This is a genomic window from Streptomyces coffeae (assembly GCF_016741875.1).
Taxonomy (GTDB): domain Bacteria; phylum Actinomycetota; class Actinomycetes; order Streptomycetales; family Streptomycetaceae; genus Streptomyces; species Streptomyces coffeae.
Genome location: NZ_JAERRF010000006.1, coordinates 400213 through 425697, shown reverse-complemented (window position 1 = coordinate 425697; position 25485 = coordinate 400213). Strand labels below are relative to the sequence as shown.

The 25485-nt window shown below is 73.0% G+C and carries 23 protein-coding genes; 17 read left to right on the top strand and 6 right to left on the bottom strand.

Annotation, left to right across the window (positions count from 1 at the left end):
- Positions 1–68: 68 nt before the first annotated feature.
- On the bottom strand, positions 69–1025 hold the full coding sequence (locus JK363_RS13170) for a pseudouridine-5'-phosphate glycosidase (RefSeq protein ID WP_201875013.1): 957 nt from the start codon (positions 1023–1025) through the stop codon (positions 69–71).
- Entirely contained in the window at positions 1022–2146 is a 1125-nt protein-coding gene (locus tag JK363_RS13165) for a carbohydrate kinase (RefSeq protein WP_201875012.1), read from the bottom strand. Before JK363_RS13165 ends, JK363_RS13170 begins: the two co-directional genes overlap by 4 nt.
- A gap of 169 nt (positions 2147–2315) precedes the next feature.
- On the opposite strand from JK363_RS13165, the gene JK363_RS13160 reads away from it, so the two are divergent.
- The 3 genes from JK363_RS13160 (at position 2316) to JK363_RS13150 (ending at position 5024) form a co-directional block, all read left to right on the top strand.
- Positions 2316–3224, top strand: coding sequence for an ATP-grasp domain-containing protein (locus JK363_RS13160; RefSeq protein WP_201875011.1), 909 nt, complete (start codon positions 2316–2318; stop codon positions 3222–3224).
- Entirely contained in the window at positions 3224–4111 is an 888-nt protein-coding gene (locus JK363_RS13155; RefSeq protein ID WP_236075717.1) for an ATP-grasp domain-containing protein, read from the top strand. The genes JK363_RS13160 and JK363_RS13155 overlap by 1 nt, the downstream gene beginning before the upstream one ends.
- A 154-nt stretch (positions 4112–4265) precedes the next feature.
- Positions 4266–5024, top strand: a complete 759-nt coding sequence (locus JK363_RS13150; RefSeq protein WP_201875010.1) for a thioesterase II family protein — start codon at positions 4266–4268, stop codon at positions 5022–5024.
- 43 nt (positions 5025–5067) lie between these two features.
- Here JK363_RS13150 and JK363_RS13145 read toward each other — a convergent pair whose 3' ends face one another.
- Positions 5068–6282 (bottom strand): DUF4032 domain-containing protein, encoded by a 1215-nt coding sequence (locus JK363_RS13145; RefSeq protein WP_201875009.1) that lies wholly within the window; start codon positions 6280–6282, stop codon positions 5068–5070.
- A 201-nt stretch (positions 6283–6483) separates the two neighbouring features.
- On the opposite strand from JK363_RS13145, the gene JK363_RS13140 reads away from it, so the two are divergent.
- Positions 6484–7287, top strand: coding sequence for an SDR family NAD(P)-dependent oxidoreductase (locus JK363_RS13140; RefSeq protein WP_201875008.1), 804 nt, complete (start codon positions 6484–6486; stop codon positions 7285–7287).
- A 182-nt stretch (positions 7288–7469) separates the two neighbouring features.
- Here the strand turns inward: JK363_RS13140 and JK363_RS13135 are convergent, their stop codons facing one another.
- Positions 7470–9818, bottom strand: coding sequence for a thiamine pyrophosphate-binding protein (locus tag JK363_RS13135; RefSeq protein WP_201875007.1), 2349 nt, complete (start codon positions 9816–9818; stop codon positions 7470–7472).
- Positions 9819–10148: 330 nt separating this feature from the next.
- Between JK363_RS13135 and JK363_RS13130 the strand changes: the two genes are divergently transcribed.
- The 7 genes from JK363_RS13130 (at position 10149) to JK363_RS13100 (ending at position 15640) form a co-directional block, all read left to right on the top strand.
- A complete protein-coding gene (locus tag JK363_RS13130) occupies positions 10149–11216 on the top strand; it encodes a DMT family transporter (protein WP_201875006.1) in 1068 nt (355 codons plus the stop codon).
- Between the two features lie 74 nt (positions 11217–11290).
- Positions 11291–12760: an AlkA N-terminal domain-containing protein gene (locus tag JK363_RS13125; protein ID WP_201875073.1), complete on the top strand. Its 1470-nt coding sequence runs from the start codon at positions 11291–11293 to the stop codon at positions 12758–12760.
- A gap of 109 nt (positions 12761–12869) precedes the next feature.
- Positions 12870–13376, top strand: coding sequence for a methylated-DNA--[protein]-cysteine S-methyltransferase (locus tag JK363_RS13120; RefSeq protein WP_201875005.1), 507 nt, complete (start codon positions 12870–12872; stop codon positions 13374–13376).
- Positions 13373–14101, top strand: coding sequence for a 2OG-Fe(II) oxygenase (locus JK363_RS13115; RefSeq protein WP_201875004.1), 729 nt, complete (start codon positions 13373–13375; stop codon positions 14099–14101). Before JK363_RS13120 ends, JK363_RS13115 begins: the two co-directional genes overlap by 4 nt.
- A gap of 14 nt (positions 14102–14115) precedes the next feature.
- Positions 14116–14409 carry an Ada metal-binding domain-containing protein gene (locus JK363_RS13110; RefSeq protein WP_201875003.1) on the top strand — a complete coding sequence of 98 codons (294 nt, stop codon included), beginning with the start codon at positions 14116–14118 and terminating at the stop codon, positions 14407–14409.
- Positions 14406–14987, top strand: a complete 582-nt coding sequence (locus JK363_RS13105; protein ID WP_201875002.1) for a type 1 periplasmic-binding domain-containing protein — start codon at positions 14406–14408, stop codon at positions 14985–14987. Before JK363_RS13110 ends, JK363_RS13105 begins: the two co-directional genes overlap by 4 nt.
- A complete protein-coding gene (locus JK363_RS13100; protein WP_201875001.1) occupies positions 14975–15640 on the top strand; it encodes an alpha-ketoglutarate-dependent dioxygenase AlkB family protein in 666 nt (221 codons plus the stop codon). The genes JK363_RS13105 and JK363_RS13100 overlap by 13 nt, the downstream gene beginning before the upstream one ends.
- Positions 15641–15708: 68 nt before the next feature.
- Here the strand turns inward: JK363_RS13100 and JK363_RS13095 are convergent, their stop codons facing one another.
- The gene (locus JK363_RS13095) at positions 15709–17646 is read right to left on the bottom strand and encodes an FUSC family protein (RefSeq protein WP_236075716.1); all 1938 of its coding nucleotides are present in this window, start codon (positions 17644–17646) and stop codon (positions 15709–15711) included.
- 532 nt (positions 17647–18178) lie between these two features.
- Here JK363_RS13095 and JK363_RS13090 point away from each other — a divergent pair.
- The 6 genes from JK363_RS13090 (at position 18179) to JK363_RS13065 (ending at position 24835) form a co-directional block, all read left to right on the top strand.
- On the top strand, positions 18179–19414 hold the full coding sequence (locus tag JK363_RS13090; RefSeq protein ID WP_201874999.1) for a cytochrome P450: 1236 nt from the start codon (positions 18179–18181) through the stop codon (positions 19412–19414).
- A 73-nt stretch (positions 19415–19487) separates the two neighbouring features.
- Positions 19488–19685: a ferredoxin gene (locus JK363_RS13085; protein WP_201874998.1), complete on the top strand. Its 198-nt coding sequence runs from the start codon at positions 19488–19490 to the stop codon at positions 19683–19685.
- Positions 19682–20890, top strand: coding sequence for an NAD(P)/FAD-dependent oxidoreductase (locus JK363_RS13080; RefSeq protein ID WP_201874997.1), 1209 nt, complete (start codon positions 19682–19684; stop codon positions 20888–20890). Before JK363_RS13085 ends, JK363_RS13080 begins: the two co-directional genes overlap by 4 nt.
- Positions 20891–21024: 134 nt before the next feature.
- Complete coding sequence (mptB, locus tag JK363_RS13075; RefSeq protein ID WP_201874996.1) at positions 21025–22491, top strand: polyprenol phosphomannose-dependent alpha 1,6 mannosyltransferase MptB; 1467 nt, start codon at positions 21025–21027, stop codon at positions 22489–22491.
- The gene (locus JK363_RS13070) at positions 22488–23741 is read left to right on the top strand and encodes a glycosyltransferase 87 family protein (RefSeq protein WP_215910849.1); all 1254 of its coding nucleotides are present in this window, start codon (positions 22488–22490) and stop codon (positions 23739–23741) included. The genes mptB and JK363_RS13070 overlap by 4 nt, the downstream gene beginning before the upstream one ends.
- A gap of 74 nt (positions 23742–23815) precedes the next feature.
- Positions 23816–24835, top strand: coding sequence for a lysylphosphatidylglycerol synthase transmembrane domain-containing protein (locus tag JK363_RS13065; protein WP_236075715.1), 1020 nt, complete (start codon positions 23816–23818; stop codon positions 24833–24835).
- A gap of 10 nt (positions 24836–24845) precedes the next feature.
- Here the strand turns inward: JK363_RS13065 and JK363_RS13060 are convergent, their stop codons facing one another.
- Complete coding sequence (locus JK363_RS13060; RefSeq protein ID WP_201874995.1) at positions 24846–25475, bottom strand: class I SAM-dependent methyltransferase; 630 nt, start codon at positions 25473–25475, stop codon at positions 24846–24848.
- Positions 25476–25485 lie beyond the last annotated feature (10 nt).

Below are 25485 nucleotides of genomic sequence, written 5' to 3'. Positions count from 1 at the left end.
CTGCGCACTCGGAATGTCCCCGTCCCCAGCCTGCCGCCGGGAACGTCCCGGCCTCGCGGCCGGGTTGCCTACGCGTTCCGCGAGGCGGTCGCCGTCGCCCCGCCCTCCGCCTCCGCGTAGCTGATGGCGATCCGGGCTCCGAGCCGCGCGTTGTTCTTGACCAGGGCGATATTGGTGGCCAGGCTCTCCCCCTTCGTCAGCTCGACGATCCGGCCCAGCAGATAGGGGGTGGTGTCCTTGCCGGTGACACCCGCTTCCGTCATCTCGGCGAGCGCCCGCTCGATGATGCCGTCGATCCGCTCGGCCGGGATCTCGTCGTCCTCGGGCACCGGGTTGGCGATGGACAGCCCCGCCGTCAGGCCCAGGTCCCACTGGGCGCGCATGATGGCGGCGATCTCTTCGGGGGAGTCGGCGCGCAGCGGGGAGGGGAAACCGCTCACCCGGGAGTAGAAGGCGGGGAAGTCGTCCGTGCCGTAGCCGAGGACGGGCACTCCCAGGGTCTCCAGGGTCTCCAGGGTCAGCCCGATGTCGAGGATGCTCTTCACCCCGGCGCTGATGACCGCCACCGGGGTGGTGGAGAGTTCGGTGAGGTCGGCGCTGATGTCGAAGGAGGTCTGCGCTCCGCGGTGCACTCCGCCGATGCCACCGGTGACGAACACCTTGATACCGGCGAGCGACGCGAGCCGCATCGTGCTCGCCACGGTGGTGGCGCCGTGACCGCCGCGTGCCATCACCTGGGCCAGGTCGCGCACGCTGACCTTGCGCACCTCGGGGCTGGTGGCGAGCAGTTCGAGGTCGTCCCGGTCCAGTCCGACGCGGGGCCTGCCGTGCAGCACGGCGATGGTGGCGGGGACGGCGCCCTGGGCGCGGATGATCGCTTCGACTTCGGTGGCCATCTCCACGTTCTGCGGATACGGCATCCCGTGGCTGATGATGGTGGACTCCAGCGCGACCACGGGGCGGCCGTCGCGCAGCGCATCCCGGACCTCCTCGCCGAGGGTGAGCCGGGGGTGCGGGCTGGTCATGGGGTCCTCCGCAGGGGGGCGTTCAGCGCGTCCTCGATCAGACGCGGGGTCAGGTCGGGTCGTACGGTGGCGGTGGAGGCCACGGTCAGCGCGGCCGCGGCGTGGCCGAAGCGGGCTGCCTCGACCGGTTCGGCGCCGGTGAGCAGGGCGTGGACGAAGGCGCCGAGCATGGCGTCGCCGGCGCCGGTGACGTCGTGCACCTCGGTCGGGACCGCGTCGAGGAAGGTGTGGCCCGCGTCGGGGGTACTGAGCAGACTGCCGCGCTCCCCGAGCCGTACCCACACCTGCTGTACCCCGCGCTCGTGGAGGGTGGCCACGGCCGCGAGCAGTTCGCGGTCGTCCCCACCGACCGGGTGGCCGGTGAGGACGCCGAGTTCGGCCAGGTTGGGGGTGACGGCGAACACCGGGCGCTCACCGGAGAACAGCGGGGCGAGCAGTGCCGCCTTGGGAACGCTGACCGGGTCGATCAGGGTCTGGACGCCGGTGGCGGACGCGATGTCCAGCGCGTAGGCCAGCACCTGGGGGGAGAGATTGCCGTCGAGCACCAGCATGCTCGCATGGCCGATGAGCTCCCGCGCGCGGTGCAGATGTTCGGGGCTCAGCCCGTCGGTGGCGGCCATGTCGGCGATGGCCACCACCAGATCGCCGTCGGCGTCCAGCACCGCCGTGTAGGTGCCGGTGGGATGGGTGCTGCGGTGCACATGGTCCACCCGCACCCCGGTGGCCTGGGTCTCGCTCAGCAGCCGCTCCCCCGCCGCGTCCTGGCCGACGGCGGCGATGAGATGGGTGGGGGTGCCCAGCCGGGCCAGGTTCTCCGCGATGTTACGGGCCACCCCGCCCGGGCCGGTGTGGGACCGGCCGGGGTTGCTGGTGTGGTACGCGACCGGGGCGAGGCTGCGCACCTTGACGTCCACGTTGGCGCCGCCGATGACCACCACCGCGTTCTCCTGGCGCAGGATGTAGCCGCGGCCCAGGATGGCACCCTTCTTGCCCAGGTTGGACAGATGCACATTGACCGCCGCCCGGGTGGTCCCGAGGGCGTCGGCGATGGTCTGGGGTCCGGCCAGCGGATCCCGTCGCAGCAGCGCGAGGATGTCGCGCTCCCGGCGCGTCAGCATCATGGTTCAGCAGAGTAAAGGAAACTTACTCGGATAAACAGAGCCGGTGAGTGGCGATCGACGGGTCAAGAAATCGCCCCGGAACGACGGATGACATCCTGAGGGACCTTGGCTGGCCCGACACCTCGGCAACAGCCCGGGGAGAACTGTCCGGTAGTGAGGAAGAAGGCCGATGAGACTCTGCTTCCTGGTGGAGGAGCGCTATCGCCGGGACGGGATGCCCCGTGAGGTGATCCATCAGCTCTCCGCCTGGGGGCATCAGGTCGATGTGATCCGCCCGGGCGCCTCCCTGACCCGGATCTCGGACGCGGTACGGGCGGGCAGCCATGACGCCTGGGTGCTCAAGACCGTCTCCGGTGGCCCCGGTCTGACCCTGTTGGAGGCCGCGGCGGCGGTCGGGCTCACCACCGTCAATGACGCGCGCTCGATCCGCGGGGTGCGGGACAAGGCTCTGGCGGCGGCCATCGGACACAGCCGCGGACTGCCGGTGCCGCCGACCTGGACGGCGGCCCGCCCCGAAACCCTCGCCGAGATACCGGAGTCGGCGTATCCGCTGGTGGTCAAGCCCGCGGACGGCAGCTCGGGGCGGGCGGTGCGACGGGTGGCCTCACCGCGGCGGCTGGCCGCGCTGAGCCCAGAACTGGCAGCGGAGGGCGTGCTCATCGCCCAGCCCTATGTGCCCAATTCCGGCATCGACCTCAAGGTGTACTGCGTCGGCGGCGAGCTGTACGGGACCGAACGCCCCTCACCGCTCGGCCCCGAACAGGGCGTACGCGGGCGGCGGGTGGCGCTGCCCGCGGAGGTGGCCGCCCTCGCCGCCGAGGTCGGGGCGGTCTACGGCCTCGATCTGTACGGGGTCGATGTGCTGCTGGGGCCGGACGGCCCGGTCATCGTCGATGTGAACGACTTCCCCAGCTTCCGGGAGGTGCCGGACGCGGCGGCGCGGGTGGCGCGTGCGGTGCTGGAGCTGGCGCGTGGCGACGGCACCCGGCCGCCCCTTCAGAATGCCGTGGCCGTGCCACCGGTGGGAGCTCCGGTACCGGTGCACGCGGCGGCGGTGACGGCGGTGAGCGGCGGCTGATGCGTATCGGCCTGATCACCTCCGACCCCGGCCATCAGCTTCTCGCCGACACCACGGCCCTGCTGACACCCCGCCATGAGATGGTGGCCGTGGACCCCGCCACCGACGACATCGCACCGCCCGACGCGGTTTCCCCCCGCGCCCTCGCCGATGTGTATCTGCTGAAAGCCAGAACACCCCGGGCGCTGGCGCTCGCACACGCCCTGGAGCGACGCGGTGCCCCGGTGGTGAACTCGGCCGCGGCCACCGGACTCTGCCAGGACCGGACGGCGATGGCCGAACTGGCCCGCCGGGCCGGGCTGCCGTTCGCCGCCACCCGTACGGCGGCGACGCTCGGCGGGATGGCGGCGGAGCCGCTCGGCGGTCCGGTCGTGGTCAAGAGCCGTCACAGCCGTCGGCACGATCTGGTCGCACGGGCCGATGACACGGCGGGCTTGCGCGCCCTGGCCGCCGCCTGGCCCGATGAACCCGTGGTCGTCCAGGACTTCACCCCGAACAACGGCTGGGACCACAAGCTCTGGGTGATCGCGGGCACGGTGTTCGCCGCGCTCCGCCGCTCGGAGCTGGCGCCGGGCGGCCGAGGACCCACCCTGCCGCTGCCGCTCGGCGATCTGCCGCGGGGCTGGCTGGAGCCGGTGCTCGAGGTCGGCGCGGTCTTCGCGCTGGAGGTGTACGGCGTGGATGTGATCGACGCGGGTGGAGGCACCCCGCTGATCGTGGACATCAACGCCTTTCCAGGCGTACGTGGGCAGACGGGCGCCCCGCGTGCGCTGGCGGAGCTGGCGCTGCGCATCGCCGCGCACGGCGCACCCGACCGGCGCGATGGCGCGGGTGGGCTCCCCGGTATCCCGAAACCCCTGGTGGGCGAGGGGCGGACCGGCCCTTGAGGGAAGGGGTGTCCGGAAAGCGACGTCCGAAATAGGGGTTGTCAGCGCTCCGTTGGCCCCGGCAGGCTGAAACTCGCCTCCGCGCGAGGTCCAGGTATGTATACGACGGTCCGCATCAGCGGCCGGTCGATCCAGTGGTACGAAAGGACGTCAGGTGACCGCACAGCCCACCGGCACCAGCCTGTGGATCAGGCAGTTCCATCCCGCGCCCGACGCGGCGACGCGACTTGTCTGTTTACCCCACGCGGGCGGTTCGGCCTCCTACTTCTTCCCCGTCTCCAAGGCGCTCTCCCCGAAGGTCGACGTTCTCGCCGTCCAGTATCCGGGCCGGCAGGACCGCCGCAACGAGCAGTGCATCGACTCCATCCGCGATCTGGCCGATGCCCTGGTCCCGGAGCTGCTGCCATGGACGGACAAGCCCATCGCGCTGTTCGGCCACAGCATGGGGGCGACGCTCGGCTTCGAGGTCGCGCTGCGCCTGGAGCAGAAGGGCGTGATACCGGTCACGCTGTTCGCCTCGGGGCGCCGCGCGCCGTCCGCCCACCGCGACGAGACGGTGCACCAGCGGGACGACGAGGGGCTGATCGCCGAGGTGAAGTCGCTCAGCGGCACCGACTCCCAGCTCCTCGGCGACGATGACATCCTGCGGATGGTGCTGCCCGCGATCCGCAGCGACTACAAGGCCGCGGAGACCTACCGCTTCACATCGGGGCCGCGGTTGGCCGCCCCGATCCAGGCCCATGTGGGCACCAGCGACCCCAAGGCGACGGTCGAGGAAGTCCGCGCCTGGAGCGAGCACACCTCGGGTGATTTCGCGCTGCACACCTACCCCGGCGGCCACTTCTATCTGAACAGCGAGGCGCCGCGCGTCATCGCCTCCATCTCCGAGACGCTGTCCTCGCCGCCTTCCTGACACTGACACCTCGCGGCCCACCGCGCCCGGGGCGCAAGCGGGTTCAGCCGTGCGGGCGTCCGGCCGGCACGGTCCGGGTGTAGTCCTCGACGGTGGCGTCCAGGCCCACGTCACGGCCGGCCCGCTCGGACAGCAACCAGCGGTGTTCCAGGAGCTCGTAGTAGAGCTGCGCGGTGTCGGTGGCACCGCGCAGCTCCAGCGGAACGGCGCGTACGGCCGGCCGGAAGACATCGCGCACCCAGCGGTGGGCCAGTACTTCCGGCCGTGCGCCGAGCGGATCGCCGGGCGCGTAGTCGTCCTGGGTGGCCATCCAGGTCTCCAGGTCGTTCAGCAGACTGCGGGCCTGGTTCTCCTCCGCGTCCAGACCGGTCAGCCGCAGCAGTTGGCGCTGATGGTGGCCCGCGTCGACGACCTTGGGCACAAAGGTGACCGTGTCTCCGTCCGGCGAGCGCTCGATCTGCATCTCGGCCACATCGAAACCCAGGTCGTTCAGGCGCCGCACCCGCCGGTCGATGTAGTGGCGCTTAGCCGTCGGATACACCGACTGCCGGGTCAGCTCGTGCCACAGCTCGGCGTACCGCTCGGCGATGGCCTGACCGAAGAGCACCGGGTCGACCGAGGGGTGCAGTGAACCGCCGGCCTCCAGGTCCATCAGCTCGCCCGCGATGTTGACCCGGGCCACCTCGACGTCGTACTCCCGCTGTCCGGTGGTCAGCCGTGGCTGGATCTGCCCGGTCTCGGCGTCCACCAGATACGCGGCGTACGCGCCGGCGTCCCGCCGGAAGAGGGTGTTGGACAGCGAGCAGTCACCCCATGCGAAGCCCGCGAGGTGCAACCGCACCAGGAGTACGGCGAGCGCGTCGAGCAACCGCTTGATGGTGCTCGGCCGCATCGTCGTCTCGAACATCGAGCGGTACGGCAGCGATCCCACCAGATGCCGGGTGACCAGCACCGGTTCCAGCGATTGACCGCCCTCGCCAGTGCGTCCGGTGACCACCGCGAGCGCGTCCACCGCGGGGATGGCGAGCCGGTCCAGATCCCGCAGCAGCCCGTACTCGCGGACTGCCGCCCACTCGCCGACCTCCTTGACCGCCACCACTTCGCCGCCCGCGCGGACGAACCGGACGACATGGCGGGAGATACCACGGGGCAGCGACACCAGGTGCTCGTCCGGCCACTCCTCCAGCGGGATGTTCCACGGCAGATCGAGGAGGGATGCCGGGTGCTCGGGCGAGGTGGCGGTGATCTGCAACTCCATGACACACCAGTGTGCGGTACGGAGGTGCGATCGGGGCCGGTCGGGGATGTCCGCAACCCTGGACAGAATTGGACAGGCTCTGTCCACATATCTACGCTGCGGGGAGTTAACCGGACATGATCCGTCCGTTTACCGGGGGTCGATCTCCGCCTGTCCGTCGGCTCTCCGCACTGTCCGTCCGCCCCCGAAGGGAACCCGGTCTTGCCCCATCTCGTCGGCACCACCGCAGTGATCACCGGTGGCAGCGAGGGCCTCGGCTACGCCATCGCCGACGCGTTCGCCACGGAGGGCGCCGACCTGGTGCTGATCGCCCGCGATCAGGACGGACTGGACCGGGCCCGGCGGACCCTGTCCTGCCACGGGACCACGGTGCGCACACTCTGCCTCGACCTGGCCGACCACGGCGCCGCGACCACCGCCGCACAGCAGGTGCTGGAGCTGACCGACCGGGTGGACACCCTCGTCAACAACGCGGGGACGGCGCACTTCAGTCCACTCGCCCAGACCTCCGCCGACACCTTCGACACCATGCTCCACCTCAATGTGCGGGTGCCGTTCCTGCTCGCCCAGGCGCTGCTTCCGGCACTCACCACCGGACGCGGCAGCATCGTCAACATCAGCAGCTACTGGGCGGATTCGACGGGCACCGACCGCCCGTCCGCCGCCTACTCCGCCACCCGCGGCGCGATCAACGCGATGACCCGGGCGCTCGCCGGTGAACTCGGCCCGTCCGGCGTCCGGGTCAACGCCATCGCCCCGGGTGCGGTGCGCGCCCCGGCGTACGAGCGCGAGCACATCGTCCCGATGAGTGCCGAGCAGAGCGAGGAACACGAGCGCCACACCGGTGACGCCTATCCCCTGGGCCGGGTCGGGGCGCCGAGGGAGGTGGCCGCCGCCGCGGCCTTCCTCGCCTCCCCGCAGGCCGGTTGGACGACCGGCACCGCTCAGGCCCTGTCCGGCGGGTCTTATCGGGCCCGCGACGCCTGGCACCGCGCCCCCAGCTAACGCTGGGAGGTGCCCCCGGCCGCGTTGTCGGAGTCGCCCGAGTACGCCCAGTACGAGGGCGATCCTCCGCCTTGCGATCCACGGCACCAGACGCCGCGGGCTGCTCCTCAAAGACCCACCGGACAGAGCCTAGCCAGACCGCCGCGCCCACCGCCCGTTCCACCCCGTGGCCAGCGGGCAGGTCAGCACACGTCGAGCGCGGCGCCGACGATGCTGTCGGCGTCCAGACCGTGGTAGCGGTACACCGACTCCAGATCGCCGGACTGCCCGAACCGGGTCACCCCGAGGTGGGTGGCGCGTACCTGGTTGATACCGCTGAGGAACGCCAGCGTGTGCGGATGGCCGTCGAGGACGGTGACCAGGGGCGCCGCCCGGTGCGCGGGGAACGCCGCGTCCAGGATCCAGCTGTCGCCCTCGCCCCGGCCGGAGCGGGCCCGCACCGCGTCGAAGAGCAGACCGGGGCTGGTCACACAGACCACGTCGGCGGGGGTGCCCTGGGCCGCCAGCCGCTCGGCCGCCAGCAGCGCCTCGGGCACCACGGCGCCCATCGCGGCGATCGTGACCGCGGGCTGCCCGGCGGAGCGCACCAGCGGATACGCCCCGGCGACGGTCTGCCGGCGGCGGCGCTCACGGGCCGCCGGATCGGTGGGCACGGCGGCGAGGCTCTGGTCCACCGGGCGGGTGGAGAGCCGCAGATAGGCGGAGGTGCCGTCGGGCCGCCCGAGCCGGGCCAGCGAGGCCAGCAGCGTCCACTCGACGTCGATCGCGAACGCGGGCTCGTAGGTGACGCAGCCGGGCTGTTCGAGCCCGACCGAGGGCGTGGTGACCGACTGGTGCGCCCCGCCCTCGGGAGCCAGGGTGACCCCGGAGGGGGTACCGACCAGGATCGACTGGCCGCCCGCGTAGATCCCGAACGACCAGGGCTCCAGCGCCCGTTCGACGAACGGGTCGTAGAGCACCCCGATGGGCAGCAGCGGCTGCCCCCAGCGGCTCCAGGTGGCGCCCAGCTCGGCGAGCAGTCCGACCAGGTTGCCTTCGGCGATGCCGAGTTCGAGGTGCTGGCCGGTGGGCCGCTCGCGCCAGTGCAGGATCGTCTCGGGGTCGTCCTCGAACCAGTCGCGGCGGTCGTCGGCCGCCGACCAGACGCCGACCTTGTTGACCCAGCCGCCGAGGTTGGTGGAGGAGCTGACGTCGGGGCAGAGCGTCACCACACGGCGCGCCGCCTCCGGGGCGGCCCGGGTGAGGTCCAGCAGGGCGCGGCCGAGCGCGGCCTGAGTGGTGGCCTTTCCGTGGGGGGTGCGGCCGATGTCGGTGGGCAGCTCCGGGACGGGGGTGAGGGCGACGGGTTCACGCCGCAGCCGGGCGGCCACCCGGGTGCAGAGCCGACCCGCCGCCGAGTCCGGGGCGAAGCGCTGCCACGGGTCGTCGAGCGACATACCCACCCGCTCCCCCAGCTCGGCCATCTGCTCGGCCGCCAGCAGTGAGGAGTGGTTCTGCGGATGGCCCTCGGTGGCCAGCCCGTTCCCCTTCACCGTGTACGCGAAGACAACGGTGGGCCGGGTGTCGTCGATGGCGCCCAGCGCCTCGTCGAGCGCGCGCAGGTCGTGTCCGCCGAGGTTACGGATGGCGGAGTGCAGGGTGGCGTCGTCCAGCGGTGCTATCAGGCTGTGCAGGGCGGCGGCATCGGGACCGTCGCCGGGCAGCCGGGTGCGCAGCTGCTCCGGGGTGCAGCGCAGCAGCCGCTGGTACTCGGGGTTGGTCATGTCGTCGATCCGCCGCCGCAGGGCGTCCCCGCCGGGCCGGGCGAACAGTTCCCGCAGCAGCCGTCCGTACTTGACGGTGAGCACCTGCCAGCCCGCGGCCTCGAACATGCCCTGCAAGCGGTTGGCGCCGATGTTGGGCACCACCCGGTCCAGCGACTGCCGGTTCACATCGACGATCCAGCAGATCTCGCCCAGCTCGCCGACCATCGGGTCGAGGATCGCCTCCCAGCAGGCGCCTTCGTCCAGCTCCGCGTCTCCGACCAGCGAGTACTGCCGCCCGGTGCCCGCGCCGCCCGCCACGGAGTCGGTGTAACGGCGGGCCAGCGCGCCCCAGATCGGCGCGGTGGCGCCGATGCCCACCGAACCGGTGGAGTAGTCGACGGGGTCGGGGTCCTTCGACCGCGAGGGATAGCTCTGGAGACCGCCGAACTCCCGCAGCGTGGTCAGATACCGCTCGTCCAGCTCCCCGAGCAGGTAGTTGATCGCATGCAGCACCGGAGAGGCATGCGGCTTCACCGACACCCGGTCCCCCGCCCGCAGCCGGTCGAACCACAGCGCCGTCATGATCGTCGTCATCGACGCGGACGACGCCTGGTGCCCGCCCACCTTCAGCCCGGTGGGGTTGGGCCGTACCCGGTTGGCGTGGTCGATGATCGCGGTCGCCAGCCAGAGCACCCGCCGCTCCACCTCGCGCAGCAGCGCGTCCTGCGCCGCGAGCGCGTCGGAGACCTCGGCCTCGGGTGTTGTCGCGCTGGTCTTCGTGGTCATGGGGGTCGGTCTCCTCGGCATTCGGGCCCGTCGTGGTGGGACGGCGTATTCGTCAGGCGCGGTCTGGTGGGAATGCGCCTCGGTCGTGCGCGGCCTGGTGGGCCGCGTCGTGGCCGGCGGATTCGGAGATCACCAGCGAGACGTAGTCTCCGTTCCGCCCGCGCGCTCCGCAAGGGCTGCCAGGTCCCGATCCCCCAGCCCGGCCCGTCGCCTCCCGCTCCCCCTCTCCGGCCGTGCCGCACCGCAGCCCACGCGGGGGCGCGTTCTTCCACGTCGGGCCGGTGGCGTAGCCTCTCAGCCGCCCATCGCCCCGGTACGAGAGGATCCCCGATGTACGCCGTCTGGCTGCTGCTTGCGGTCTTCGCCGGTGGGCTCATCGCCGTACAGTCGCGTCTCAATGGTGAGTTGGCGCACGGGATGCACGACCCGTACGCCGCGGCACTCATCTCCTTCGGCTCCGGGCTGGTGGTCATAGCCGCCGGACTGCTCATCGCGGGTGCCCGGCGGGCGGGGCGGCGGGGGGCCGCGGAGGGGCCTGAACGTACCGGGCCGGGTGCCGTCGTCCGCGCGGTGCGGGAAGGCCGGATGATGTGGTGGCAGGTGCTCGGCGGCTGCGGTGGCGCGCTGCTGGTGCTCTCGCAGGCGCTGACGGTCACCGCGCTCGGGGTGGCCCTGTTCACGGTGGCCGTGGTGGCCGGACAGACCGCCGCCGGGCTGGCCGTCGACCGCAAGGGGCTCGGCCCCGCGGGGCCGCAGTCGCTGACGGCGCCGCGGATCATCGGCTCCGTCCTCGTCCTCGCGGCGGTCGGGGTGTCCACGGCGGGCAAGCTGAGCGCGGACTTCCCGCTCTGGATGCTCGCCCTGCCGCTGATGGCCGGGGCCTGTGTGAGCTGGCAGCAGGCCGTCAACGGCCATGTGCGCGTCGCCACCGGCTCGGCCCCGATCGCGACCTTCACCAACTTCGCGGTCGGCGCCACCGTCCTGGCCACGGTGTTCGCCGTGCACTCGGTCGTGGTCCATCCGCCGCGCGCGTTCGCCGCGGACTGGTATGTGTACTGCGGCGGGCCGATCGGCATTGTCGTCATCGGGATCGCCATCGCGGCCGTTCACCAGCTCGGTGTGCTCATCCTCGGGCTGGCCACCATCACCGGCCAGCTCCTGGGATCACTCGCGCTGAACACGGCCTTCCCCCGGGCGGGTGCCGAGGTGACCGCCTCGACCTTCGTGGGGATCGCCGTCGCGCTCGTGGCCATCGCGATCGCCGCTCTTCCCCGGCGACGTGGCCGGGGCTCGCGGACGGTGGCCACCGGCACCCCGAACGCCACCGCGGCCCCGTCCACCGCCGCCCAGTCCTCCGCGTCCCGGTCCGCCGCTACCGAGCCCCGGGCACGGCGCTGAGCGCCACGGCCCGAACACGGTGTCCGATTTCCGCCGGCACCGCTCCCCCGGCATGGCGCACAGTGGACACCGTGATGACGGAGGACGGTAAGTACGAGGCGGTGTGTGGTCGGGACGCACGGTTCGACGGCGAGTTCTTCTTCGCCGTGGCCACGACCGGTATCTACTGCCGTCCAAGCTGTCCGGCGACCACGCCCCGGCGGAAGAACGTGCGGTTCTTCCCCACCGCGGCGGCGGCCCAGGGCGAGGGGTTCCGGGCGTGCCGTCGCTGCCGCCCGGACGCCGTGCCCGGTTCGGCCGCGTGGAACACCCGCGCCGATGTCGTCGGGCGCGCGATGCGGATGATCGGCGACGGGGTGGTGGACCGCGAGGGCGTGGCGGGGCTGGCCCACCGGCTGGGCTACAGCCCACGTCAGGTACAGCGGCAGCTCAACGCCGAACTGGGCGCCGGACCCATCGCCCTCGCCCGCGCCCAGCGCGCCCACACCGCCCGCATCCTCCTCCAGACCACCGGTCTCCAGGCCACGGAGATCGCGTTCGCCGCCGGATTCTCCAGCGTGCGGCAGTTCAACGACACCCTCCGCGAGATCTACGCCGCCACCCCGAGCGAACTGCGCGCCGCCGGGCCACGGACGGGGCGGACGGGACCGCCACGGCAGGACGGCGCGCGGCCCGGGGTGGCACTGCGGCTCGCGCATCGCGGGCCCTATGCCGCCACCGAGGAATTCGACTATCTGGCCCGGCGCGCCCTCACCGGGGTGGAGGAGGTCATCGGCGCCCCCGGCGCCCGTACCTACCGGCGCACCCTGCGGCTGTCGCACGGCCACGGCATCGCCGAGGTCGACGAACGGTCCGGCGACGGCGGCTGGCTGGAGTGCCGGCTGCGGCTGACCGAGCTGCGCGATCTGACAACGGCCATCCAGCGGATGCGGCGGCTGTTCGACCTCGACGCCGATCCGTACGCCGTCGCCGAGCGGCTGGGGGCCGACCCCGCGCTCGCGACCCTGGTGGCCGCACGGCCGGGGCTGCGCTCCCCGGGCACCGTCGATCCGGCGGAACTGGCCGTACGCGCCGTCCTGGGCCAGCAGGTCTCGGTCACCGCGGGACGCGGTCTTGGCAATGCGCTGGTCGCGGCGTACGGCGCGCCTCTCGCCGAGCCCGACGGCGCGCTCACCCATCTCTTCCCCCGCGCCGAGGACCTGGCCGACGCGCCGCTCACGGAGCTCGGGATGCCCGGGAGCAGACGCGCAACCCTGCGCACCCTCGCCACCGCGCTCGCCGACGGCGCCGTACGTCTCGACGCCGGAGCCGACCGGGAGCAGAGCGAGCGGGAGGTGCTGGCGCTGCGCGGAATCGGCCCGTGGACGGCCGGTTACCTCCGGATGCGGGCGCTGGGCGACCCCGATGTGCTGCTGGCGGGCGATGTCGCGGTACGGGCGGGGGCGCGCCGCGCGGGGGTGCGTCTGGAGGACGCGGAGAGCTGGCGGCCGTGGCGTTCGTACGCCATGCACCACTGCTGGAACGCCCCGGCCACCCGCGGCTGACCGCCTCCCGGCACCATGAACACGATGTCCGAATCCCGCCAGCATCCGGTGTCCGATTTCCGCAGACTGGACAGCGTTCAGGACACTTCACAGGAAAGCGACCAAAACCATGACCATCTACACCTTGTTTGACAGCCCTCTGGGGGAACTGCTGCTGGCGGGAGAGAAGTCCGCGACCGCCCCGGGCGGTGTCGCACTGACCTCGCTCTCGGTGCCCGAGCAGCGGGGCGGGGCGACGGTCGGCGACGACTGGCGGCGCGACGACGCGGCGTTCACCACGATCGTGGAGCAGCTGCGGGCGTACTTCTCGGGGCGGCGCACCCGGTTCGACATCGAGTTCACGTCCGCCGGCACCCCGTTCCAGCAGCGGGTCTGGCAGGCGCTCGAGGAGATCCCGTACGGCACGACCCTCAGCTACGGCGCGCTCGCCGAGCGGGCCGGGGCGTCACGCACCGCCGTACGCGCGGTCGGCACGGCCATCGGCCGCAATCCACTGCTGGTCGTGCGCCCGTGCCACCGGGTCATCGGGGCCGACGGTTCGCTGAGCGGCTACGCGGGCGGGCTGGAACGCAAGCGCAGTCTGCTGCGGCTCGAGGGCATCAGGGACCACGCATGATCACCAAGAACACGGCCACCCGGGCCCGCCGCGCCCTGGACTCGGCCGACTGGCGAGCCCTGGCCGGGGAACTGGACACCTATGGCTGTGCGCTCACCCCACGGCTGCTCAACGCCTCGGAGTGCCGCTCCCTGGCGGGGCTGTACGACCAGGAGGCACGCTTCCGTTCCACGGTCGACATGGCACGGCACCGCTTCGGCTCCGGTCAGTACCGGTACTTCAGCCATGAACTGCCCACACCGGTAGCGGAGTTGCGCGCCGCCTTCTATCCGCATCTGCTGGCCGTGGCGCGCGACTGGGCGGCCCGGCTGGGGCGCCCCGCGCCCTGGCCGGACACCCTGGACGCGTGGCTCACGATGTGCCAGGCGGCGGGGCAGAGCCGGTCGGCCCAGATCCTGCTGCGTTACGGGGCGGGCGACTGGAACGCCCTGCACCGTGACGTGTTCGGTGACATGGTCTTCCCGTTGCAGGTGGTCATCGGGCTCGACGAGCACGGCACCGACTACACCGGTGGGGAGTTCCTGCTGGTGGAGCAGCGGCCCCGGGCCCAGTCGCGCGGCACGGTCAACGTGCTGAAGCAGGGCCATGGCCTGATCTTCACCACCCGCGACCGGCCGGTGCGCTCAGCCCGCGGCTGGTCCGCCGGGGCGATGCGGCATGGAGTGAGCACCGTGCGCTCCGGCCGCCGCCACGCCCTGGGCCTGGTGTTCCATGACGCCTCCTGAGCGCGCCCGCGACGATGGCCGGCGCCCCGGGCCCCCTGCGTACGTACACACTGCTGGGCGCCGACAGGCGTTCGTACCGCGCCACGGAACCGGGCACGCTCGGCGGGCATCGGCGGGGCAGGCTGTACGGGCGGCTGGACTGCCCCTCGGCGCTGCGGGCCCTCGCCCGCGGCGGCTATCGGCGGCACCGGGTGTTCTTCGCGGACGAGGCCACCGCTCTCGCGGCCGGGTACCGGCCGTGCGCGGTGTGCCTCCCCGCGCGGTACGCCCGCTGGAAAGCGAACCGGGAGACCATGGAACCGTCATGAACACCCCGCGACACATCGACGAACGGCCCGTCTCGCCACTGCTCGGCGCGGACGAGGAGACGGCATACGGCCCGCTGCCGTGCCCCGCCCCGCACACCGCGGCCGAACTCGCCGCCGTCATCGGTCTGGTGGCCCGTCTGACGCCCCGTGCCGGGACGGTGGCCGTCGGCCACAGCCGGGACACCGCCTCGCGCGCCGCCGCCACGGCGTTCGGCACCGCCTGGCAGGAGCGGGACGGGCAGATCGTCGCGGTGGTGGACTGGCCCGAGACCGCCGCGTCATGGCTGCGCCCGGCCCGTCGGCTGACCGCACCGGGGCCGGACGCCTGGGTGGTGGCCGCAGCGCCGCTGGGCTGGGTCCGGATGGGCCGCCGGCTGCGGCACAGCACCGCATGGGATCCGTCGCGCACCGTCGCGTTCGCCTCGCTGCGGGACCCCCGCGTCCCGGCGCCGGCCGGTCCGGAGACGCTGCACGGGCTGCGCGGGGCCACCGCCGACGGGGGAACCTGGGACATCCGCCACCGCTGGATCACCTCCCACCCGGCGCGGGAGGGCGGTGGCACACCGTGGACGCGCTGATCCCCCGGCCGCGGCTGTGTGTGGCCCCCGGCGCCGTCCATGTGCCCGGCTGGCTCGGCCTCGACGAACAGCGCCGCCTGGTCGCGGCCTGCCGCGCCTGGGCCACCGGCCCGGTGCCGATCCGCCGCACCCGGCTGCCGAACGGCGGGGTGATGTCCGTACGCACGGTGTGCGTGGGCTGGCACTGGAAGCCGTACGCCTACACCCGGACCGCGGACGATGTGAACGGCGCGCGGGTGGCCGCGTTCCCGGACTGGATGGTGGAGCTGGGCCGCCGTGCGCTGGCCGCGGCGTACGAGGACGAGCGGGCCGGTGACGGCTACACCCCCGACACCGCGCTCATCAACTTCTATGACGCGCAGGCGAAGCTCGGCATGCACCAGGACAAGGACGAGCGCTCCAGCGCACCGGTGGTGTCCCTCACCGTCGGTGACACCTGTGTGTTCCGCTTCGGCAACACCGAGACCCGCACCAAGCCCTACACCGATCTCGAACTCGCCTCCGGCGATCTGTTCGTCTTCGGCGGCCCCTCGCGCTACGCGTATCACGGGGTGCCCAGGATCCTGCCCGGCACCGGCGATCCGGCCACCGGGCTGACCGCGGGGCGGCTGAACATCACCATGCGCGTCACGGGGCTGACGGAGCCGGGCTGAGGGAGCCGGGCTGACGGAGCCGGGCCGAGGAACCCATCCGCGGTGTCCCGGCGGGGGACCGGCGGGGCCTAGGAAGCGGCCAGTTCACGCGCCCGGCGCAGCCCCGCCGTGACATCGGCGAGCGTGGCGCAGTCCTCCACCGCACCGCCGGCGGGCAGCGCCAGGTCCGTGGGAGGGCGGCGGGTGGCGACGGCGTCGGCGAGGTCCGACAGCGCGGTACGCAGCCGCTCGGCCAGTTCCGGGTCGGGGGCCGCGGCACCCTGGTCGAGCCGGACACCGCAGGCTGTCGCGGTGTCCACGATCTCCTCCAGCGCGGAGACCACCGGAGCCCACACCGCCAGGTCCCGTCCGAAGGGCGGGTGTTCGGCGCTGGCCACCGCCACCGCGCGGCGGGCGTCGGCCAGGGACCGGTACGCCTCGCGGCGCAGCCGGAGCCGTACCTCGTAGGGGGCATCGGTGGTCAGCACCCGGTCGAGGTGGTCGCGGGTGGCGCGGACGGCGAGCGAGAGCCGGACGGACACCTGGGCCCGTGGACCACCGAGTCCGGGCAGCGCTCCGGCGGCCAGCACCACCACACAGGCCAGCAGGGTGGCCATCAGCCGGGTGTACTCGGCGTCCGTGTCCCCGCCGAGGTAGACCAGGGACAGCAGCAGCGGGGTGAGGACGGCGGTCTGGAGCGCGAAGTGGCGTACGGAGACGGGGATCAGCGCCGAGCAGAGCGCGGCCACGGCCACCGGCCAGACGCCCGGCACCCCGGCGACCGGGCCGAGGAGGGCGGCGAGCGCGCCGAAGACGGCCACCCCCACCGCGGTGCCCAGGGCTCGTGAGACGGCGCGGGAGAACAGCGGGCCCATGTCCGGTTTGACGAGGAACGCGGCCGTGACGGGGAGCCAGTACCAGTAGTCGCCGGGGAGTTCGCGGCCGATTGCGGTGCTCACCCCGACGCACAGCGCCACCCGGGCCGCGTACTCGCGCCCGGCCGCGCCGAACGCGCGGCGCAGCCGCTGCCGGAGGCCGGGTCCCACCGGGCCGACGGCGGGCGCCGGTTCGCCGTCGAAGACACGGGCGGCGAGCAGCACCGCGCGGTGCACGGCGACCTTGCCCGCGGTGTCCGGGACAGGCGCGGGCAGCGGGCCGGGGAGCTGTCCGGTCCGTACCGAGCGGGCCAGCCGGGCGGGGGTGCGTGCCAGCTCGTCCGGCAGGGGCACACCCTCCCACAGCAGGGTGAGGGCGGCCTCGCTGAGCGCTCCGGCCACCGCGAGGCGGTCGCGCAGCCCCTGTTCGCGGGCGTCGGGCCGGTACCGCGGCAGCCGGTGGGCGTAGAGCGCTTCGTAGGCGGTGTCGTACGCGGTGGTCAGCCTGCGCCGGGCGGGGCGGCCGGCTTCGGTGCCGACCGCGGTCATCAGCTCCGAGAGGGCGTCGTAGACGGCGGCCACGACCTCACCCGCGTCGGCGCGGGCGGCCGGGCGACGGCGGGTCGGCCGGGGCAACCGCGGCAGCAGCGCCGCCATGGCGATCACCCAGGCGGCACCGGCGAGGATCAGCCCGGCGCGTCCGGCCGGGGCTTCCGGCAGTGGCATTCCGGCGCCGACGACACCCAGCACCATCAGCTGCACCCCGGCCGCCGAGCACACGGGCCCGATGGCGCTGAGCGCGCCCGAGACCAGTCCCACGGCGGCGAGCGCGCCCGCGATCCCCGCGCCGAGGCCGAGGGTGCCCAGCCAGACCCCGATGAGCATGCCGACGGCTCCGGCGAGGGCGGGCAGTCCGATGCGGACGACCCGCGTGGTGCGCGTCGCGGGGCGGTCGTTGATATGGGCGAACATCGCGCCGAGCCCGGCGGTGACCCCCGCGGAGGTGTGTCCCGAGGCGACTCCGGCGGCCACCACGGGGCCGACCCCGAGCGCCCCGCGGACGACGGCGCCCCAGGGCACGGGGCCGCCGGTGCCCCACACCCCGCGCAGGGGATGGATCAGCCAGTCGGGCAGGGTGGGGCGGACGCGCAAGGATCCTCCGTGGTGCTGTGCGGTGCGGGTACCGCGTCGGTGCGGGTACCGCGTCGCTGCCGGTGCTGCGGGCATGGCGGCGCGGTGGCGGTGCGGGCGGTATGTCGGAATCTCGTTCGGGTGGAATCAGGCCAGGTCTCCTCGACCGTAAGGTAGTCATGCGGAACTTCCTTAACCTGCGCATTTCCGCCATGTGAGATGTGGGTGATCCGGGGGCGTCCGACGGTGGTTGTGCGCCGGAGCGGGGAGGCACGCGGGGCGGCCGGTCAGCTGCGGGATGAGCGGCGCGCGATCGGCGCGATCGAGGTGATGGCAGAACCCGATCATGCAGCGTTTCAAAGCGCACATGCCAGGCTCATATGTGTCCGAAGCGTGGCCATCTTTAGACGGAGCGTGTTGTGTTCCGCGCCCGGAGCCAACTAGCCTCCGTAGCCGCCGCGTTACCGAACACACATTTAGTACTCGCGTTCAGCACCTTTCGGTATACGCGTCGACCCACTGCTCCAGGCCAGATACCGGCAACGGAGGAGAGATGACCGACACCCTCACGGACACGGCGAGCGATACCGGCCCGGAACCGGGTTACCCGATCGACAGAAGCCCGCGCTGCCCGTTCTCCCCGCCCGCCGGGCTGCGGGAGTTACAGGCCACGGCGCCGCTGCGGAAGGTCCGGCTGTGGAACGGCAGCGCTGCCTGGCTGGTCACCCGGTACGAGGAACTGCGCGCCCTCGCCGGAGACCCCCGGATCAGCAGTGACATCCTGCGCCCCGGCTTTCCGCAGGTAAGCCTCGGCAGTCTGGAGCGCGCCCGCCGCCAGACGTCCTTCCTCGTGATGGACGACCCCGCCCACGCCCGGCTGCGCCGAATGGTCACCGGGCCGTTCGCGGTCAAGCGGATCCAGGCGATGCGTCCGGAGATCCAGCGGCTGGTGGACGAGCTGATCGACACCATGCTGGCCGGGCCCTCCCCCGCCGATCTGGTGCGGGAGTTCGCGCTGCCGCTGCCGTCCCTGGTCATCTGCCACCTGCTCGGCGTCCCCTACGCCGACCACGCGTTCTTCCAGCGCAACAGCGCGGCCCTGCTCAACCGGAACTCCGCGGACCGGGCCACCGAGGCTCAGCGCATCCTGACGGACTATCTGGACGGGCTGATCGGTGAGAAGCTGGCCCGCCCCGCCGACGATCTGCTCTCCGCCCTGGCCACCGAGCAGGTCGCGACCGGTCTGCTCGAGCGGCGCGATCTGACGGCCATCGCCATCCTGCTCCTGGTCGCGGGGCACGAGACCACCGCCAACATGATCGCGCTGGGCACCCTGGCCCTGCTCCGCCACCCCGACCAGCTCGACGCCCTGCGGGCCACGGACGACCCGGCGCGTATCGCCGCGGCGGTCGAGGAACTGCTGCGCCAACTCACCGTTGTCCAGACCGGGCTGCGCCGGGTGGCGCTGGAGGACATCGAGATCGGCGACCAGATGATCCGCGCGGGCGAGGCGGTCATCCTGGCCATCGACGCGGCCAACCACGACGCGGCGGTGTTCTCCGAGCCCGACCGTCTGGACCTCGGCCGCGACGCCCGCCACCACGTGGCCTTCGGCTACGGCGTCCACCAGTGTCTGGGCCAGCAGCTGGCCCGGGTGGAGCTCCAGGTCGTCTACGGCACGCTCTACCGGCGCGTCCCCACGCTGCGCCTGGCCGGCGATCCGGCCGAACTCCCCTACAAGCACGACTCCATCGTCTACGGGGTCCATGAACTGCCTGTCGCGTGGTGAGGGCGGATTCCACCGCCGTCACCACTGCCGCTTTCGACAACCCCCCACCCCCGATCGAGGAGAAGAAAGCCCTATGCGGGTGACCTTGCACCAGGACAAATGCGTGGCCTCCGGCCAATGCGTGCTCGCCGCGCAGGAGGTGTTCGACCAGCGTGACGAGGACGGTGTCGCGGTCCTGCTCGACGACAACCCGCCCGCCGAAGCACACGACGACGTCCGTCACGCCGCCGCCGTCTGTCCCGCCCTCGCGATCACCCTGGCAGAGTCGTGAACACCACCCGCAACGTGGTCATCGTGGGAGCCTCCGTCGCCGGGCTCACCACGGCCGTGACCCTCCGCACCCTCGGCTACGACGGCCGTCTCACCCTCATCGGGGACGAGCCGCACACCCCGTACGACCGGCCCCCGCTGTCCAAGCAGATCCTGGCGGGCACCTGGGAACCGGATCGCATCAAGCTGCGCACCGACGAGGAGCTGTCCGCGCTCGACGCCGAGCTGCTCTTCGGCAGGTCCGCCACCGGGCTGGACATCGCCGCCGGGCGGGTGCTGCTGGACCGGGGTGACAGCGTGGCCTACGGCTCGCTCGTCATCGCCACCGGGGTGAACCCCTGCCGGCTGCCCGGCGTCGAGCTGGAGGGAGTGCATCTGCTGCGCACCCTCGACGACGCCCTCGCCCTGCGCGCCGCGATGCTGCGCGGGCCCAAGGTGGCCGTGGTGGGCGCCGGTTTCCTTGGTGCCGAAGCGGCCGCGGCCGCCCGTGGGATGGGGCTGGAGGTCACCCTGATCGACCCCCGGCCGGTGCCCATGCGGCGCCAGTTCGGCGACCGCGTCGGCGCGCTCGTCGGACAGCTCCACCAGGACCACGGCGTGTCCGTACGCTGCGGCACCGGGGTGAACCAGTTCCTCGAGTGCGACGGCCGGGTGACCGGTCTGGAACTCACCGACGGCATCAAGCTGGACGCGGATCTCGTCGTGGTCGCGGTCGGCGCCACCCCTGCCACCGGCTGGCTCCAGGAGTCCGGACTGCTGCTGACCAACGGTGTGGAGTGCGACGCCACCTGCCGGGCCGCCCCGGGGATCTACGCGGCCGGGGACGTGGCGTCCTGGCACAACAGCCACTTCGACGCCCCGATGCGGCTGGAGCACCGGCTGAACGCGACCGAGCAGGCCCAGGCCGTGGCCCGCAATGTGCTCGGCGAGGAGCTGCCGTTCGCCCCGGTGCCGTACTTCTGGACCGACCAGTACGACGCGCGTATCCAGGCGTACGGCATCTTCCCGGCCGACGCGGACCTCGCCGTGCTCCACGGCGAACTGGAGAACCGCCGCTTCGTCGCCGCCTACGGCCATCGGGGCCGGGTGGTCGGGGTGCTCGGCTGGAACTGCCCGCGCGAACTGCGCAAACTGCGCCAGCTCGTGGTCGACCGGGCGCCGTGGTCGTCGATCGGGGCGCAGGAGTGCCTGACCGCCGCGTGGTGAGAGCCGGGTGAGAGCCCGCTGAGGGCCGCACCGGGGGCGGACGCCGCCCCTGGGAGGCGGGCCGACACCTCGCGGCCAGCCGCCGGTGACCGCGACGTCAATTTTCGGCCATGCGCCCTGGTGAGGCTGGTCGGATGCTCGTCCGTCGTGTTCTCGTCCAAGGCGTCACCGTCGCTCCCCACCACTGCCGACTGCTCGGGCTCGCGGGCTCGGTGGCGCTGGCGCTGGGGGGAGCGACGGCCGGAGCGCTGCCGGTCGCGGACGCCCTCACACCCGACTCCGGCAGGGCCGCCCTCGGCCTGGTCAGCACCTACTTCGGACTGGTGCTGCTGATCGCGGCCTGGTGGTGGCTGGGGCGCGCGGTACGTGGACCGCGTCCGCCCGGCACCCGGAGCCTGTTCCTCACCCTCGCCGTCTGGGCGGCTCCGCTGCTGCCCGCTCCCCCGCTGTTCAGCCGGGACGTGTACAGCTATCTCGCCCAGGGCGCGATGGTGCACGCCCAGATCGATGTGTACTCCCACGGCCCGATCCAGCTGGGCGGACCGCTCGCGGCCGAGGTGGCGCCGATGTGGCAGCACACTCCGACCCCGTACGGACCGGTCTCCCTGGCGTTCGAGACCGCGGTCGCGCACGCCTCGCGTGCCGAGCCGTCCCTCGGGATTCTGGGGCTGCGGCTGGTCGCGCTGCTCGGTGTGGCGCTGATGGTGCTGGCGCTGCCGGTGCTCGCCCGGCGCTGCGGCACCGATCCGGCCGGTGCGCTGTGGCTCGGGGCGCTCAATCCGCTGTTGCTGCTGCATCTGGTGGGCGGGGCGCACAACGACGCCGTGATGCTCGGACTGCTGGGCGCCGGTCTGGTGGCCGCGACGGGCCGGTGGCCCGCGTGCGGCGCGGTGCTGGTCACGCTCGCCGCCCTGGTCAAGGCACCGGCGGCGCTGGGGCTGCTGGCAGTGGCCTCGCTGTGGGCGCGCCGGGTGGAGGGCCCCCGACGGCGGGTGGGAGCCGTGCTGGCCACCGCCGCGCTGGCGCTCGCCACCACCGGCGTGGCCACGGCCGTCACCGGTACCGGATACGGCTGGATCAGCGCGCTGGGCACCCCGGCCTCGCCCGGCAACTGGGCGCTGACCAGCACGCTCGGACGTGCCACCGGTGCTCTCCTGGAGGCGGTGGGCAGCGGTCTGGCCCCGCTGGCCACCCCGGCGTGGCAGACCCTGGGGCTGCTGGCCACCGCCGTGGCCGTGGTGGTGGTCTGGCTGCGCCCGCCCCGGCGGCGGCCGCTGTACGCGCTGGGGCTGAGCCTGACGGCGGTGGCGTTGCTCGGCCCGGCGCTGCGGCCCTGGTATGTGCTGTGGGGGCTGTTCCTCATCGCGGCGGCGGCGCCGGCCGGAGCGGTGCGCCGCGCGGTGGCCGCGGGCAGCGGGGTGCTGGCCCTGGCCGTTCTGCCGAGCGGATTCGCCCCGGACGCACGGCAGTTGACGTTCGCGGTGTGCGGAGGGGCGCTGGCGCTCCTCGCGCTGTGGGGTGCCGGGCACACCCCGGGATTCACCACCGGACCCGCCCTGTCCGCCGCGTCCGGCGGCCACCGCCCGGAGCGTGCCGTATGAGCGGGCCCATCCGTGTGAGCGGGCCCGCCACCCCGCGCGGACGGCTGCTGCTGGCGTCCGGACTGACGGCGGCCGTGGCGCTGTTCCTGGTCACGGTCCCGCTGCACCGGCACTGGTTCGACCTCAACGTGTACTACGGGGCGGTCGGCCACTGGCTGCGGGACGGCCGTATCTACGAGTTCACCACTCCCGGGGCGGACGGCGCGGACTACGGCTTCACCTATCCGCCGTTCGCCGCCCTGTGCATGCTGCCGATGACCCTGGTGAGCTGGCCGGGCGCGGTCACCATCAGCACCGCGCTCAATGTGGCCGCCTCCGCCATCGTGCTGGGCTGGCTGATCGGCCCGCTGGTGCGCAGACAGGGCTGGATCCCGTGGTTCGCGTTCACCGTGGCGGCCTGTCTGTTCGCGCTGCTGGAACCGGTACGCGACACCTTCAGCTTCGGCCAGGTCAATCTGCTGCTGCTGGTCCTGGTGCTCTTCGACGCGTGGCTGCTGTCCAGCGGGCGCGGCCGGTTCGCCGGATACGGCACCGGCCTGGCCGCGGCCATCAAACTCACCCCGGCGATCTTCATCGTCTATCTGGCGGTGACCCGGCGGTGGCGTGCCGCCGCCACCGCCGCGGGCACCGCCGTGGCCGCCACCCTGCTGGCCGCGTGGGTGGCGCCGGGCGCCTCGCGGGAGTACTGGACCGAAGCGCTGTGGGACACCGACCGCATCGGTGTGCTCGCCTACGTCTCCAACCAGTCCTGGGAGGGGGTGCTGGCCCGGCTCGTCGAACCCCTCGAGCCGAGCGGGGTGTTGTGGGGGCTCGGTGTGCTCGCCGTCCTGGCCGTCTGGGCGCACCGGGTGCGCGGCGCGGCCGCCGCCGGGAACGAGACGGCCGGGTTCGCGCTGACCGGTGTGGCCGCCTGCCTGATCAGCCCGATCACCTGGGTGCACCATCTGGTGTGGCTGATCCCGGCGTTGGCGGTGCTCGCCGAGTCCGCGCTGCGGCCCGACGCGCCCCCGGCCCGCCGCCGGACGCGGCTGCGGACGGCCGCGGTGGTCCATGTGCTGCTGTGCAGCAGCCTGGTGTGGCTGTGGCGGTTCGACTCCACGGGGGTGGGCGGATTCCTCGGCAGCAACGCCTATGTGTGGATCTGCCTGGGGCTGCTGATCGCCCTTCCGCTGCGCGACACACTGCCGGAGACGGGCCCGGCACCGGCCGGGGGTACTGCGCGCCGGATGACGGGGCAGACGGAGCGATGAGCACGGAACCTGGTCCGGACCGTATTCCAGGATCAGAGATGTCCGGACCCAAGCCGGAAGCGAGGTCGCGGCCCATGTCGCAAACGATGTCGCGAGCACTGCCGCAGGCACGGCCGCAGGCACCGCCCCACCCGGTGCCGCAGCGGACACGCCGCCCCGGGTACCGCCGGGTTCCGGTCCGCCGGATCCTGTGTCTGCTGCCGCTGGCCGCCGTCGCCGTGTGGGTGCTCCAGCACCGGTCGCTGATCGGCTCCGGCGCCCGTCAGATGCTGACCGCCGATCCCTGGTGGCTGCTGGTTGCGGTGGCGACGACCGGGTTCGGCTGGGTGGCGGTGTCGTTCGCCCGGCAGGGCACGGTGCTGGAACGGCTGCCGGCCCGGCGGCTGTTCGCCACCCAGTTCGCGGCGGGCGCGGCCAACCACCTGCTGCCGTCGGGGATCGGCGCGAGCGCGGTGAACATCCGCTTCATGACCGGCTGCGGTCTGACGCCCGCCCGTTCCTCGGCCGCGCTCGCGCTGTACTTCCTCGCCGAGGGGGTGACCCGGGTCGGTCTGCTGGCCGTGCTGTTCCTCGCCTTCCCCGAGGCGCTGCGGCTGGGCCCGATGCTGCCCGACCGGTCCGGCGCCCTGGTGCTGGCTGTGGTGGTGTCCGGGGCGGCTGCCCTGGTGGCGGGGGCACTGCTGATCCGCCCGGTGCGCCGACTGGCCCGGACGTTCCTGTGCACCGCGCTGTCCGACGCGCGGTCGCTGCACAAGCGGCCGTCCCGGGCGCTGGCCCTGTGGGGCGGTTCGCTGGCCTTTCCGCTGCTCCAGGCGACGGGGCTGGTGGCGGTGGCGCTCGCGCTGGAGCTGGAGGTGCGGTCCGCGCATGTGATGCTCGCGTATCTGGCCGCAACGGCAGTGGCCGCTCTGGTCCCCTCCCCCGGTGGTATCGGTTCGGTGGACGCCGCACTGGTCATCGCGCTGGTCGCGGCGGGCGCACCGGTCGAGGCCGCCACGTCCACCGTGCTGGCCTACCGCTTCATCACGCTGTGGCTGCCGCTGCTGCCGGGGGCGCTGGTGCTGGGCGCCCTGGTGCGCGCGAAGATCCTCTGACGCCCTCGACTCAGTTGCCGGGGTGGTGCATCAGCAGCTGTACGGCGGGGCCGAGCACACGGCGTTCGCGCAGGGTGAGTTCGACACCGCCGAATCCGGCCCGAGTCGCCTCGGTCACCAGCCGCTCGGGCGGAATCCCGAGCACATGGCGGTGCACGGTGAGCACCATCCGTCCGCCGGGGCGCAGCACCCGCAGCAGTTCGCGGAATCCGGCCGGGCGGTCCCAGTGCATGACGTTGTTGACGGACAGCACGGCGTCCACCGCGGCATCCGGGCATCCGGTCCGCTCCGCGGTGCCGTCGCGGACGTCGAGCGTGCCCGCCGCGATCCGGGTCGCGCAGCGCCGGATCGCCATCCGGCGCATGGTGGCCGACGGCTCGACGGCGATGACCCGGCCGCCCGGCTCCACGGCGGCCACCGCCGGTGCCAGCCCGACGCCCGGACCGGGTCCGACGACCAGTACGCGTTCACCGGCGCGCAGAGCCGCCCGGTCCACGGCCCAGCGCTCCTGCGAGGCGTTGAGCCGTGCCATCACCACGCCGCCCACGGTGCCCAGGGGGCCGCGCGGACGGCCGAAGGCCGCGTCCAGAAGACGGTGGGCCTGCTCCGGGTGTTCTTCGGGGGGCTTGTCGGGGGACATGGCCGCCTCC